The following is an 11933-nucleotide window of genomic DNA, read 5'->3' as shown; positions in this document are numbered from 1 at the left end:
ACAGTCGATATATTGCAATGCAAAAATTTATTGACAAAAAATTGTGCACTGCATATATAGCGGAATGTGCAGCGTGGGCCTCGATGCCGCTGGAACGAAAAACAAGGGCACTGACGAGGCGGGCCGTTCGACCGGCATCAAAGGAGATATGCAATGCTGAACAATTTCGACGATATCCAGAAGCTTAACAAGGACAACATGGACCTCGTTATGCAGAGCTTCGGTTCCATGACCAAGGGCGTGCAGGCGATCGTTTCCGAGGTGGCGGACTATCAGAAAAAGTCTTTCGAGGAAGGCTCCGCGGCCGTTGAGAAATTTACGTCGGCGAAATCGCTGGACAAGGCCTTCGAGGTGCAGTCCGATTTCATGAAGACGGCGTATGAGAGCTATGTCGGCGAGCTGACCAAGCTTGGCGAGATGGTTGGTGATCTGGCCCGTGAAGCCTACAAGCCTTACGAGAGCGCCTTCTCAAAGGTTGCGAAGTAATCTCTGCGCTACTTTCACAGATCGTTTTTTAGGCCCGGCAATCGCCGGGCCTTTTTGATTCCAGCTCGGATTCTTCCGTGCCTTCACGGCATTTCTACCGCTGCGCATCGTTCAAATTGCGTTGTTACGCCCAATATCCTTCATCAACAGGATTGAGGTCGGGGTCGGGCGACATACATATTAGGTCCGGAACCCGACCAATCTACCTTCAGGATAACTGAGGTCGTTCCGCCGAGAGGCTTTGGTTTTGCCCGGCCAGGGTTGGAATGACGTTGCGGTTTCGCGCCTGCTGGCCCGATGATGTCATCTGTCGCACGCCAAAGGAATTCGCACGGATTGCAAACCATATCGCCTTTCTTCCGAACCGTGGGATTGGTAGACTCAAGTCTGGTCATGGTCCAATTCACGACCGCAACGAAATTCGCGGCGGCAAAGCCAATGAAGCCTAGTAGAGTAAATATGACGCAGGGATCGCATCAGGGCGACGATAAGGGAACAGGATCGGGTACGATCGTTGCACCCAAGACAAAGACCGTGACCAAGCGGCCGAGCCTTTATCGCGTTTTGCTGTTGAACGACGATTACACGCCGATGGAGTTCGTGGTCCATGTGCTGGAACGGTTCTTTCAAAAGGGCAGGGAAGAAGCGACCCAGATCATGTTGCATGTCCATCATCACGGCGTTGGAGAGTGCGGTGTCTTCACCTATGAGATTGCCGAGACGAAGGTGACTCAGGTGATGGATTTCGCCCGCAAGCACCAGCATCCGCTGCAGTGCGTGATGGAAAAGAAATAAGGGGTCGCTCGTGCCTTCATTTTCGCGCAGTCTCGAAAAAGCACTCCACCAGGCGCTGGCTTATGCCAATGAGCGCCAACAGGAGTACGCGACGCTTGAACATCTGCTGCTCGCGTTGATCGACGATCAGGACGCGGCCGCGGTCATGCGCGCGTGTAATGTCGATCTCGATCTGCTGCGCCGCAACCTGATCGAATATATTGATACCGAACTCGATAACCTGATGACCGACGGTGAAGAGGATTCCAAGCCGACGGCAGGTTTTCAGCGCGTCATTCAACGCGCGGTTATTCATGTGCAGTCGTCCGGCCGGGAGGAAGTGACCGGGGCAAACGTGCTTGTCGCCATCTTTGCCGAGCGCGAAAGCCATGCCGCCTACTTCCTGCAGGAGCAGGACATGACGCGCTACGATGCGGTCAATTACATTTCCCACGGCATTGCCAAGCGAGCGGGGATGTCTGATTCCCGGCCGGCGCGCGGCGTCGAGGACGAGGCGGCTACTGTGGACGACGACGAGAAGTCGAAAAAGAAGAGCGATGCGCTCGATGCGTATTGCGTCAACCTCAACGAGAAATCGCGGACGGGAAAGATCGACCCGCTTATCGGCCGAGAGAAAGAGATCGCACGCACGATCCAGATCCTCTGCCGCCGTTCGAAGAACAATCCGCTTTATGTGGGTGATCCGGGTGTCGGCAAGACGGCGATAGCCGAGGGGCTGGCAAAACGCATCGTCGATGGCGATGTTCCCGAGGTCCTGAAGGAAGCGACGATCTTCTCCCTCGATATGGGCGCGCTTCTTGCGGGCACGCGCTACCGCGGTGATTTCGAGGAACGACTGAAGCAGGTTGTCAAGGAGATCGAAGAGTATCCCGGCGCAGTCATGTTCATCGATGAGATCCACACGGTGATCGGCGCTGGCGCAACGTCCGGCGGCGCGATGGATGCGTCCAATCTGCTCAAGCCCGCTCTTGCTTCCGGGACGATCCGCTGCATCGGTTCAACGACCTACAAGGAGTACCGCCAGTTCTTCGAAAAGGACCGGGCGCTTGTTCGCCGCTTTCAGAAGATCGACGTCAACGAGCCGACCGTCGACGACGCGATTGCGATCCTCCGCGGCCTGAAACCCTATTTCGAGGATTTTCACAAGGTCCGCTATACGAATGAGGCAATCCGCACAGCGGTGGAACTTTCGGCGCGGTATATTTCCGACCGCAAGTTGCCGGATAAGGCCATTGACGTGATCGACGAAACGGGGGCTTCCCAGAAGCTGGTGCCTGAAGCGCGGCGACGCAAGACGATCGGCGTCAAGGAGGTGGAAAATACCATCGCTTCCATGGCGCGCATTCCGCCTAAGTCCGTTTCCAAAAACGACGCGGAAGTGCTGTCCAACTTGAACGCCGAGTTGAAAAGGGTTGTCTACGGGCAGGACGAGGCGATCGAATCGCTTGCCTCCGCCATCAAGCTTGCGCGCGCGGGCCTTCGCGAACCGAACAAGCCGATCGGCAGCTATCTGTTTTCCGGCCCGACCGGCGTCGGCAAGACGGAGGTTGCCCGTCAGCTTGCGGCGTCGCTCGGCGTCGAGCTTCTGCGTTTCGACATGTCGGAATACATGGAGAGGCACACCGTATCTCGCCTCATCGGCGCACCCCCGGGGTATGTTGGCTTCGATCAGGGCGGCCTGCTGACGGACGGTGTCGATCAGCATCCGCACTGCGTGCTGCTGCTTGACGAGATCGAGAAGGCCCATCCGGACCTTTTCAATATCCTTCTGCAGATCATGGATCACGGCAAGCTGACGGACCACAACGGCAAGCAGGTTGATTTCCGCAACGTGATTTTGATCATGACCACCAATGCCGGCGCGTCGGACCTCGCCAAGGAGCCGATCGGTTTCAACCGCACCAAGCGCGAAGGCGAGGATATGGAGGCGATCAACCGCCTGTTCACGCCGGAGTTCCGCAATCGTCTCGACGCGATTATCGCCTTCGGCAGCCTGCCCATGGAGGTTGTCTTCAAGGTCGTCGAGAAGTTCGTCATGCAGCTTGAGGCGCAGCTTGCCGATCGCGGCGTGACGTTCGAGCTGACGGGTGATGCGGTCAAATGGCTCGCCGACAAGGGCTACGACAGCCAAATGGGTGCCCGCCCGCTCGGTCGCGTCATTCAGGAGCACATCAAGCGGCCGCTTGCCGATGAGGTTCTGTTCGGCAAGCTTCAGAAAGGCGGAACCGTCAAGGTTTCCGTGTCCGAAGACGGCGCAGGACTTCTGCTTGAAAGCGTGGAGGAAAAGCCGGCGCGGGCGAAGCCCGAACGGCCGAAGGCTGCCGCGAAACCGAAAAAGAAGCGGAAGCCGGCGTCCAGAAAAACGGCTTCTTCTTCGGATGGGCAGAAGGGCAACTCTGGAGCCGGGCGCCGAAGCAGCGTGCCGAAAGTACCATTGGCCGATTGATGAGCTCAAGCTCTTTGCGTAGATAGCATGATGGGAAGGGGCGCGCATGCGTCCCTTTCTTTGCGTGCCTGATTCTTCATGAAATTCCGGGAGGCTGGGTTGCGCAGAGCGCAGTTGTCGATCTTTTGTATGATGATAATGTGCCCTCTCTCATCCTCCTTGTTCCAGAATTATGTCCCGTTCCAACCAACAAACAAGTGATCTGCAAGGATGCGCTTCTGAGGCGCGATCATCGGCTTATTGGGCTTTTCGCGGCGTGAAGGCCATGATCTCCATCCCGGCGATGATCCTGACCGCTGCTTTCGTGGGCTATGCGGGCCTTGCCCGTGAAAGCGGCCTCAGCCTTGGCGAAACTCTTGCGATGACGGGCATGGTGTGGGCATTGCCCAGCATCGTCGTGCTCACGGGTGCGATAACGGGTGGCGCTTCCTTGCTGGCCGCCGCTGTCGCGGTTGCACTGGCATCGGTACGGCTGATGCCGATGACCGTCGCTCTCATGCCTATGCTCAAGGTGGAAGGGCGCACCAAACGCTGGCATTTGCTCGTTGCGTCCCATTTCGTCGCGGTGACGGCCTGGGTCTACGCGATGAAGAATTTGCCCGATCTGCCGCGTGAAGCGCGATTGCCCTTTTTTCTTGGTTTCGGGGGAGGGATCACCAGTTTCGTTTTCGTCATGACCGGCGTTTCCTACCTTCTTATCGAAGATATGCCGGCAATTGTCGCCGGTGCGCTGTTCCTTCTGACGCCGGTCTATTTCACCTGCTCGCTTTGGGGGGCGTCCCGGCTTTCTTCCGATAAGGCGGCAATGATCCTGGGGTTGGTGCTTGGCCCGATATTCTTTGTAGCCGTTCCGGGCCTTGATCTGTTGTGGACCGGTCTTGCCGGGGGGACGGTCGCCTATTTGGGCGTCAAGGGCTACGGAAGGTTTCCGCGGTGAGCGAGCTCTGGTGGTGGCCCTATGTAATGATCGTCGTTGCCGGCTGGCTCGCGACCGATATCTGGCGTTGGCTCGGCGTTATCGTTGGCAATCGGCTTCGCGAAGACAGTGAAATCCTCATCTGGGTCAGGGCCGTTGCGACAGCGCTCGTCGCAGGCGTCATCTCTCGCCTCATCCTTTTTCCGACCGGCGCTCTAGGCACATCTCCCCTTGCGCTCAGGATAGCCGCCGCAGCAACAGGTTTTCTGGCTTTCTTGTATTTCAGACAGCGCGTGGTGGTCGGCGTTCTGGTGGCGGAAGTGGTCCTGATCGCAGGCTGGTATTTGCTCTGATCGCCACGGCAGGCCACTCATTCTTGAAAGCTTTATGCGTGATGCGCGCCGGGCGGGGGGCGCGCGTTCATCCCGCGCGACTTGGGCAAACAGGAATAGCGCGGCTTATGCCCGTTTGCTGCCTTATGCTTCGGGTGGTCAGGCTGACGGGGTATTAGAGCGCTTGGCGGATTTTTTCCGCTTGTTCGGCAAGAACCTCATTGTCCGCCATGTCACCGGTGTGCGGGCGCAGCTTTACTCCGTCGAAACGCGGAATCACATGTACATGCGTGTGGAAAACGATCTGCCCGCCCGCGGGTTCACTGAACTGCTGGATCGTGGCCCCGTCCGCGCCGAAAGCCTTTACCGCCGCGCGCGCTACCTTTTGCACCGTTTCCATGACCGCGGCCATGTCCGACGCGTCGATATCGAAAATATTGCGTGACGGGGATTTCGGAATGACAAGTGCATGGCCATCTCCGCGCGGCATGATGTCCATGAAGGCCAGTGTCTTGTCATCCTCATAGATCTTGTGGCAGGGCAATTCACCACGCAGGATCTTGGCAAAGACATTCTGGTCATCATAGGCGGGTGTGGTCATCGTTGAATTTCCTGTCGCTCGTTTAGCCGGGTTTAACGGCTTGAGGTTCGCCGTTGCAAGAGGTGAATTCCAGAATCTCCGGAATCACTTGGGCCGGGATTCGGAAGTTCTCCTGAAAGGTGAATGTTCGGCCAGTGCCTCTGTTTCGATTTCGACCGCTCGTCGTTCTCGCTCCAGGTAGTCGGCGACTGCCTCACGCAGGCCAGGGTGGGCGATCCAGTGTGCCGAATAGGTCGTCGCAGGCAAATACCCACGCGCGAGCTTGTGCATGCCCTGTGCGCCGGCTTCGACCCGTGAAAGTCCGTGCCGAATGGCGAATTCAATGGCCTGATAGTAACAGACCTCGAAGTGCAGGAACGGGTGGTCTTCCACGCAACCCCAGTTGCGCCCGAAAAGCGTATGAGAGCCGATCATGTTCAAGGCGCCTGCGACCGGCCTACCCTCCCGGCGCGCCATGACCAGCAAAACCCTGTCGGCCATACGTTCGGACAGAAGCGAAAAGAAGTTCCGGTTCAGATAAGGCTGCCCCCATTTGCGGCGGCCGGTGTCCATGTAAAAGGCGTAAAAGGCGTCCCAATGGTCTTCCGTCAGGTCTGATCCGGTAATCCAGTCGATTTCAATCCCGGCTTGGACGGCTTCGCGCCGCTCTTTACGAATTTGCTTCCGCTTGCGGGATGCAAGGCTGTCCAGAAATCCATCGAAATCCGGATAGCCGTTATTAAGCCAGTGAAACTGCTGGTCGGTCCTGCGCAGATAGCCTCGGCTATCCAGCGCTTCCCATTCATGGCGGGTCAGAAAGGTGATATGCGCGGAGGATGCGCCGATACGTGTGCAAAGTTCGGTCAATCCGCCGGAAAGTGCGGCGATCGCCACGTTACGGTCGATACGCTCTCCGGTCAGGAATCGTCGTCCGGTGGCCGGAGTGAAGGGAACCGAAGACTGGAGCTTCGGATAATAGCGCCCGCCCGCGCGATGGAAGGCATCCGCCCAGCCGTGATCGAAGACATATTCGCCCATTGAGTGGTTCTTGAGATAGCACGGCAGTGCTGCAAGCGCGGCGCCTCTCTCGTCTTCCAGAACGAGGTGCTGGCCGAGCCATCCCGTTTTCGCCGAGGCGCATCCGGCATCTTCCAGAGACGACAAAAAAGCATGCGAAATGAAGGGGTTGTAATCGGATTTCTCATCTTCCGATTCCCAGCGGCGATTGCTCGTCTCAACTGCTTCAAGTGATGGTTCAGCTTGACGCGCGCCGGCGTTCGCCGGTGCCGCGAGTGCCGACGCATCTTCCGTCTTGCGCAGCTTGCCGCCCGGTTCGAGCGACCAGCCCGGGTTGGCGAGCGCATCCCAGGCGGCGGATGGAATGTCGGATAGCGAGGTGTGAACCCGGATGCGGAATTCCTGATCGGTGTCCGGCGTATCGTTCAAGGAAATGCCTCTTCGCAGTGACTATTGACTGCCACACGACAAACTATTGCATGCGGGCGAAACCTCAAGGCGAACAGGGAGCGGAAATTTTAACCGCTTGTGCGGTTGCCCGTATCGCCATCGGGATCGAAGCCTTCGAATACCATTTGGTCAGCGAAGAGCTTTGCACGCTGACGATCTTCTTGTGTGCGAACCGTCCATGTGATGATCGGCAGGCCGAACCAGCGCTTGAGGATGGAAGGGCCAAAGGCCGGTAGGTCATGCACGTTGTAGGAGATGAAGTGCGGCCGCGTTCTCGGCGCATGCAGGATATGGCGGATGACGAACCGCTCGATCCGCGTCAAATGTCCATAGTGTTTCGGATCCCGTGCTCCTTCCGCCACGATGCCGCGCGGAAGATCTGGCGCGATCTCGCGCAGCACGCCCAGCATGTCCGGATCGAACGTCTTCACGACCACGGGGCCGGTGTAGTGCTTAAGGCGCGTGGCAATGCGTGTCACGAAGTTGCGTTGTGAATCCTTGCGCAAGAGCGATTTTATCTCGATGCAGATGCCGACCTGGCCGTCTACCAGCCGGAGAAGGTCGTCCAGCCGCCAGAGCTTGTCGTCTGTCCCGCGCATGGGGATTTCGGAAATCTCCTCAAAGCGTTTTTCGATGACCGGGCCGGTCTCGAAGGTCAGCCGGTCCAGCTTATCATCGTGGAAGACGAGGGCATCCCCGTCGGCGAGTTCCTGCACGTCGACCTCGACGGGCAAGCCGCGTTCCATCGCCGCTTTGACCGCTGATGGCGTATTCTCGATTCGGCCTGCGTGTGCATCGTGAAACCCGCGATGCGCAATCGGCTTGGCTGTCAGCCATGAAATGTCGGGCATGGTATGGTGAAGCTTTCCGGTCCGCGTCGATCAGGCAATCTCGAAGATCGCTTCGATCTCTACTGCCACGTCGAATGGCAGGGCCGCCACGCCAACGGCGGAGCGGGCGTGCCGGCCCTTCTCGCCAAGCGCCTCTACCATAAAGTCCGAGGCACCATTCACCACCTTCGGCTGGTCGCCGAAATCGGGCGTTGAATTCACAAAGGCAACGAGTTTGACGAGGCGTTCGATCTTGTCGAGATCGCCGAGGGCGGCCTTGGCTTGTGCCAATATGTTGATCGCGCAGAGTTTCGCTGCGGCTTGCCCCATTTCCACGGAATAGTCGTCGCCAAGCTTGCCCTGATGCTCGATGCTGTTGGCTCCCATCGGGATCTGTCCGGAAATGAAAAGCTGCGAACCGGTGATCACATAGGGAACGTAATTTGCCGCGGGAGCGGCGGCCTGGGGAAGATCGATCCCGATCTCCGCCAGGCGGCTTTCGATTTCACCTGCCATGGGAGCCTCCACCAATGGTTTTCTCGCGCGGACAGTGACCCAGAATCGCAGGCGCATCAAGCTGCCCGATTTGAAGAAAACGCGATCGGCAATCGGGGCTGGCGAAAGAGGCGCATTTGCGCGAAACTCTGCATCGATTTGAACCGGAGCAGGTGGAGCAGTTGATGGGACTCGATCGTATCGCGGCGCGGCGTCTGGCCGCGCTTTGCGCCCTCGGCGCTGGCTTGGGCGGATTCAGCCCGGACGCGGGCGCGGGTATCGATCTGATGCCGCACCGTGCGATTTACGACATGGAACTCGGCGATGCGCAGGATGGGTCCGGGGTTTCGGGTGTCAGCGGCAGGATGGTGTATGAATTCACCGGCGGTGCATGCGAAGGTTACAGTGTTTCATTCCGGTTCGTTACGAAGCTCGCCAACTCGGACGGCGCCATCAGGCTGACCGACCTGCAGACGTCTTCCTTTGAGGAACCGTCAAGCCAAGGGTATCAGTTCTATACGAAAACCTTCATCGATCGGGAGCTTGCAGAACAAACCAAGGGGCGTGCCGAACATGTCGACGGCAGGGTCGCCATATCCCTGCAGAAACCCTCCGAAAAGAAGGTCGAGCTGGAACACTCCGCGCTGTTTCCCACAGAGCATCTGAAGTCGCTTCTTGCAGCTGCCGAACGCGGTGAGCGCGTTCTGGTTGCCGATGTTTTCGATGGCTCGGAAACGGGTGAGAAGGTCTATTTCACCTCTTCGATCATCGGCGAGCAGCGCGAGGGGCCTGGAAAGCTGTCTCAAGACAAGGAAGAGGCGGTTTTGAAGCTTGGAAAAGTGCCGCACTGGCCGGTTACGATTTCCTATTTCGAGGAAGAAGCTACCGCTGCCAATGGTGAAGAGACGCCGGTCTATCAGCTTGGTTTCCTGCTATATAAGAACGGCGTAAGCCGGCGGCTCATGCTCGACTATGGTGATTTCAAGATTCGAGGGCGCCTCGTGAAGTTCGAGCCTCTTGAGACCGTCGACTGTCCCGCCGGGAACTGACCTATTCCCGATTCCGACGTGGTTTCCGCCGTTGACCTAGGGTGAGGCCGAGTTCCACCGAACTGTCGCCGAACTTCGATCTGAGAACATCTATGGCGCGCTCGGCTTGAGCCCGCCGCCCGGCATCGGCGTCCACAAGATCGGTCGGGTCGGCCAGCGTGGCATCGCCAAGCTCGCTGACCCCGATCCCGATCAACCTGTATCTTTGACCGTTCGTCTCCGGCCGCAGCAGTTCCTCGCCGGTGCGGTAAATCCGGTCGGCCAGTTGTGTCGGATCGGACAGCCCCTTGGAGCGTGTTACCGTCTTGAAACGGTCGGTCTTGAGTTTGAGCGTGACTGTACGTCCGGCGATTCCGCCGCGTTTAAGGCGCGCGGAAACCTTTTCCGCCAACCTTCTGAGCACGATCCGCAATTCCTCGAAGGAGGCGATATCCCGGTCGAATGTCGTCTCCGTGCTGACGCTTTTCGCTTCGCGGTCGGGCGAAACGCTTCTGTCGTCTTCACCTCTGGAAAGCTTGGAGAGCCGTAACCCCATGACGCCGTAGCGCCGGGCAAGTTCGGTCGCTTCAATTGTTTGTAGCTGACCGATGGTGCGGATGCCGTCGCGCTCGAGCTTTTCCTGAAACGCCTTGCCCACCCCCCAGATCAGCCCCACGGGCTGTTTGGCGAGAAACTCGAGCGCTTCGGCATAGCCGATCACTGAAAATCCACGCGGCTTTTCGAGATCGGAGGCGATTTTTGCAAGAAATTTGTTAGGTGCCAGACCGACGGAAACGGTAACGCCGACTTCCGTTTCAATATTGCGCGCGAAGCGCGCCAACGTCTCCGCAGGTGCGGCGTGGTGCAGCTTTTCGGTGCCTGACAAATCGAGGAACGCTTCGTCTATCGACAGCGGCTCGACCATCGGCGTCAGTGCCGTCATGCGTTCGCGAATTTCCCGTCCGACGCGAACGTATTTTTCCATGTCCGGCTTGATGACCACGGCATCGGGACAGCGCTCCAGCGCCTTGAACATGGGCATGGCGGACCGTACGCCGGAGATGCGGGCGATATAGCAGCAGGTGGAAACCACGCCGCGCTTTCCGCCGCCCACGATAACCGGCTTGTCCCGCAGTTCGGGGTTGTCCCGCTTTTCGACCGATGCGTAGAAGGCGTCGCAGTCGATATGTGCGATTGAGAGGGTGAATAACTCCGAATGGCGCACAAGACGCGGGCTCCCGCATGTGGTGCAGCGGCGCGCTTCCGTGGCATTGCGATTTCCGCAATCCCGGCAAAGTGCCTGATGTGTGCCTGGAGGTCGTATCGTAGATTTATGCTCCATCGCTGCCTGTGCGAATTGGAAGAGAGGTCTTCTCCGGCACTCTGCCGGCTGGTGGATCGAATGCGTGAAACCTCCCTAAATGGCCCGCTATCCTAACTCTCGCTTGCTAACAGTTCCTCGATAAAATTGCAGGCTTGCCGCCAGTCATTTGTTTTGAGATGGATGCCCGCGATCGGATCGGCCGATGCGAAAAACCTTTCGTCGGCGATGAACTGGATAAGTGTCGCGCCGGCGTAGGAGCTTTGCACGGACCGAAGGTTCGTCGGGCTGTCGTCTATGAAGATGACCGGTGCGCGCCGCCCGCCCGCAAGGGCTGAGACGGCGCCGCCTTTCGGGCCGCTGTTCGTTACAAGTGGAAAACGAATTTCATGGTCGGCCAGCAGCTTCTCGCGAACCGGTTTGTTGTGCTGGCCGGGCAGGTTCGTCAGCAGAATGATATCAGCGCGAATCGACAATGCGGCGAGCGCATCGGCTGCGCCGTGAACGGGCCGTTGATTAGCGGTGTGAGTGTCGAAAAACGTGCTCAGGAGCGCGCGTACAGCATCCCTGGATGCCGGTTTTCCGTCGTCGTCGACAATATTTCCGTTGAGACGATAGCGGTGATCGGTGAAACGAAAGCCCTGCTTCCCCATGAAATCCTCGAGATGGGAGATGAAGTGCAGGATCACCTCGTCCACGTCGCAAATGATCAAAGGCTTGTTTGTGCGTGGAATTTCGACGATCTGCGCAAGCGTGTGCGGATTTGCCGTGGTGGGCTCAGCCATTTTCTTCAGCGTTCGCGTCGTCAATTTCAGCATTGCAAAGCACAAGATGCGCCGCCGCCACCATCGTCGGCCGGTAGCCTTTTGTTTCGGTGAAGGCGAGCAGAAGCGATTCGTGCTCCATGTAGAATTCCAGAACGCCGACAAGAAAGCCGGGCTCGGTGGAAGCCGCGCGCAGTTCCGCGGGGCCGATTCCCGAAAGAGCGAGAAAGCGGCCAAGGTGCTCCAAATCCTGCGCGAGATAGCCGAGGGCGTCGGTTGCCAGCTTTTCAGCTGCCTCGGTTGTCAGGCTGCGCGTACTACCTAACGTCATATACATTTGCCTTTCCGAAACGAATTCTCCGTAAGATAGTCGCGAATGTAATGCGGGGAAGAAGCGGACGCCATACGTGGCAGGGGCCATACTATAATCATCTCCTGATTGAGTATGGGTTCTGGAGGCACGAGGGTCGGGA

Annotated in this window: 13 protein-coding genes; 6 read left to right on the top strand and 7 right to left on the bottom strand. The window is 58.1% G+C overall.

Features of this window, described 5'->3' with window-relative positions:
* Positions 1–153 precede the first annotated feature (153 nt).
* From HPQ64_RS15960 to HPQ64_RS15940, 5 genes are all read left to right on the top strand, one after another.
* A complete protein-coding gene (locus HPQ64_RS15960) occupies positions 154–486 on the top strand; it encodes a phasin family protein (protein WP_172889482.1) in 333 nt (110 codons plus the stop codon).
* Positions 487–945: 459 nt separating this feature from the next.
* Positions 946–1281 carry an ATP-dependent Clp protease adapter ClpS gene (gene clpS / locus HPQ64_RS15955; RefSeq protein ID WP_160774396.1) on the top strand — a complete coding sequence of 112 codons (336 nt, stop codon included), beginning with the start codon at positions 946–948 and terminating at the stop codon, positions 1279–1281.
* Positions 1282–1291: 10 nt separating this feature from the next.
* A complete protein-coding gene (gene clpA / locus HPQ64_RS15950) occupies positions 1292–3727 on the top strand; it encodes an ATP-dependent Clp protease ATP-binding subunit ClpA (protein ID WP_172889481.1) in 2436 nt (811 codons plus the stop codon).
* Positions 3728–3992: 265 nt separating this feature from the next.
* Positions 3993–4664: an AzlC family ABC transporter permease gene (locus HPQ64_RS15945; protein WP_210260296.1), complete on the top strand. Its 672-nt coding sequence runs from the start codon at positions 3993–3995 to the stop codon at positions 4662–4664.
* Positions 4665–4690: 26 nt separating this feature from the next.
* The gene (locus HPQ64_RS15940; protein ID WP_172889639.1) at positions 4691–4996 is read left to right on the top strand and encodes an AzlD domain-containing protein; all 306 of its coding nucleotides are present in this window, start codon (positions 4691–4693) and stop codon (positions 4994–4996) included.
* Positions 4997–5150: 154 nt separating this feature from the next.
* Here the strand turns inward: HPQ64_RS15940 and HPQ64_RS15935 are convergent, their stop codons facing one another.
* The 4 genes from HPQ64_RS15935 to HPQ64_RS15920 all read right to left on the bottom strand — a co-directional run bounded on the left by HPQ64_RS15935 (position 5151) and on the right by HPQ64_RS15920 (position 8368).
* Positions 5151–5576: an HIT family protein gene (locus HPQ64_RS15935; RefSeq protein ID WP_172889479.1), complete on the bottom strand. Its 426-nt coding sequence runs from the start codon at positions 5574–5576 to the stop codon at positions 5151–5153.
* 84 nt (positions 5577–5660) lie between these two features.
* On the bottom strand, positions 5661–7001 hold the full coding sequence (locus tag HPQ64_RS15930) for a GNAT family N-acetyltransferase (RefSeq protein WP_246270722.1): 1341 nt from the start codon (positions 6999–7001) through the stop codon (positions 5661–5663).
* Positions 7002–7090: 89 nt separating this feature from the next.
* Positions 7091–7873 carry a glycerophosphodiester phosphodiesterase family protein gene (locus tag HPQ64_RS15925; RefSeq protein WP_172889478.1) on the bottom strand — a complete coding sequence of 261 codons (783 nt, stop codon included), beginning with the start codon at positions 7871–7873 and terminating at the stop codon, positions 7091–7093.
* Between the two features lie 30 nt (positions 7874–7903).
* Positions 7904–8368 carry a RidA family protein gene (locus HPQ64_RS15920; protein ID WP_172889477.1) on the bottom strand — a complete coding sequence of 155 codons (465 nt, stop codon included), beginning with the start codon at positions 8366–8368 and terminating at the stop codon, positions 7904–7906.
* A gap of 164 nt (positions 8369–8532) precedes the next feature.
* Here HPQ64_RS15920 and HPQ64_RS15915 point away from each other — a divergent pair, with 164 nt between their 5' ends.
* Positions 8533–9396, top strand: coding sequence for a cell envelope integrity EipB family protein (locus HPQ64_RS15915; protein WP_172889476.1), 864 nt, complete (start codon positions 8533–8535; stop codon positions 9394–9396).
* 1 nt (position 9397) lies between these two features.
* On the opposite strand, the gene HPQ64_RS15910 is transcribed toward HPQ64_RS15915, so the two are convergent.
* The 3 genes from HPQ64_RS15910 to HPQ64_RS15900 all read right to left on the bottom strand — a co-directional run bounded on the left by HPQ64_RS15910 (position 9398) and on the right by HPQ64_RS15900 (position 11797).
* Positions 9398–10717, bottom strand: a complete 1320-nt coding sequence (locus HPQ64_RS15910; RefSeq protein WP_172889475.1) for a DNA polymerase IV — start codon at positions 10715–10717, stop codon at positions 9398–9400.
* Between the two features lie 92 nt (positions 10718–10809).
* Complete coding sequence (locus HPQ64_RS15905) at positions 10810–11481, bottom strand: HAD family hydrolase (protein WP_210260295.1); 672 nt, start codon at positions 11479–11481, stop codon at positions 10810–10812.
* Positions 11474–11797 (bottom strand): DUF3572 domain-containing protein, encoded by a 324-nt coding sequence (locus HPQ64_RS15900; RefSeq protein WP_343036026.1) that lies wholly within the window; start codon positions 11795–11797, stop codon positions 11474–11476. Before HPQ64_RS15900 ends, HPQ64_RS15905 begins: the two co-directional genes overlap by 8 nt.
* Positions 11798–11933: the final 136 nt, after the last annotated feature.

It is taken from the genome of Hongsoonwoonella zoysiae (genome assembly GCF_013266695.1).
Taxonomy (GTDB): Bacteria; Pseudomonadota; Alphaproteobacteria; order Rhizobiales; family Stappiaceae; genus Hongsoonwoonella; species Hongsoonwoonella zoysiae.
The sequence above is the reverse complement of the archived record's forward strand: the minus strand, read 5'-3'. Positions and strand labels throughout refer to the sequence as shown.

Excerpts from the sequence above, each read along its gene's own strand:
- HPQ64_RS15920 (WP_172889477.1), bottom strand. The coding sequence starts at position 8,368 with ATGGCAGGTGAAATCGAAAGCCGCCTGGCGGAGATCGGGATCGATCTT.
- HPQ64_RS15925 (WP_172889478.1), bottom strand. The coding sequence starts at position 7,873 with ATGCCCGACATTTCATGGCTGACAGCCAAGCCGATTGCGCATCGCGGG.
- clpS (WP_160774396.1), top strand. The coding sequence starts at position 946 with ATGACGCAGGGATCGCATCAGGGCGACGATAAGGGAACAGGATCGGGT.
- HPQ64_RS15910 (WP_172889475.1), bottom strand. The coding sequence starts at position 10,717 with ATGGAGCATAAATCTACGATACGACCTCCAGGCACACATCAGGCACTT.
- HPQ64_RS15960 (WP_172889482.1), top strand. The coding sequence starts at position 154 with ATGCTGAACAATTTCGACGATATCCAGAAGCTTAACAAGGACAACATG.
- HPQ64_RS15945 (WP_210260296.1), top strand. The coding sequence starts at position 3,993 with ATGATCTCCATCCCGGCGATGATCCTGACCGCTGCTTTCGTGGGCTAT.
- HPQ64_RS15935 (WP_172889479.1), bottom strand. The coding sequence starts at position 5,576 with ATGACCACACCCGCCTATGATGACCAGAATGTCTTTGCCAAGATCCTG.
- HPQ64_RS15915 (WP_172889476.1), top strand. The coding sequence starts at position 8,533 with ATGGGACTCGATCGTATCGCGGCGCGGCGTCTGGCCGCGCTTTGCGCC.
- HPQ64_RS15940 (WP_172889639.1), top strand. The coding sequence starts at position 4,691 with ATGATCGTCGTTGCCGGCTGGCTCGCGACCGATATCTGGCGTTGGCTC.
- HPQ64_RS15900 (WP_343036026.1), bottom strand. The coding sequence starts at position 11,797 with ATGTATATGACGTTAGGTAGTACGCGCAGCCTGACAACCGAGGCAGCT.
- HPQ64_RS15905 (WP_210260295.1), bottom strand. The coding sequence starts at position 11,481 with ATGGCTGAGCCCACCACGGCAAATCCGCACACGCTTGCGCAGATCGTC.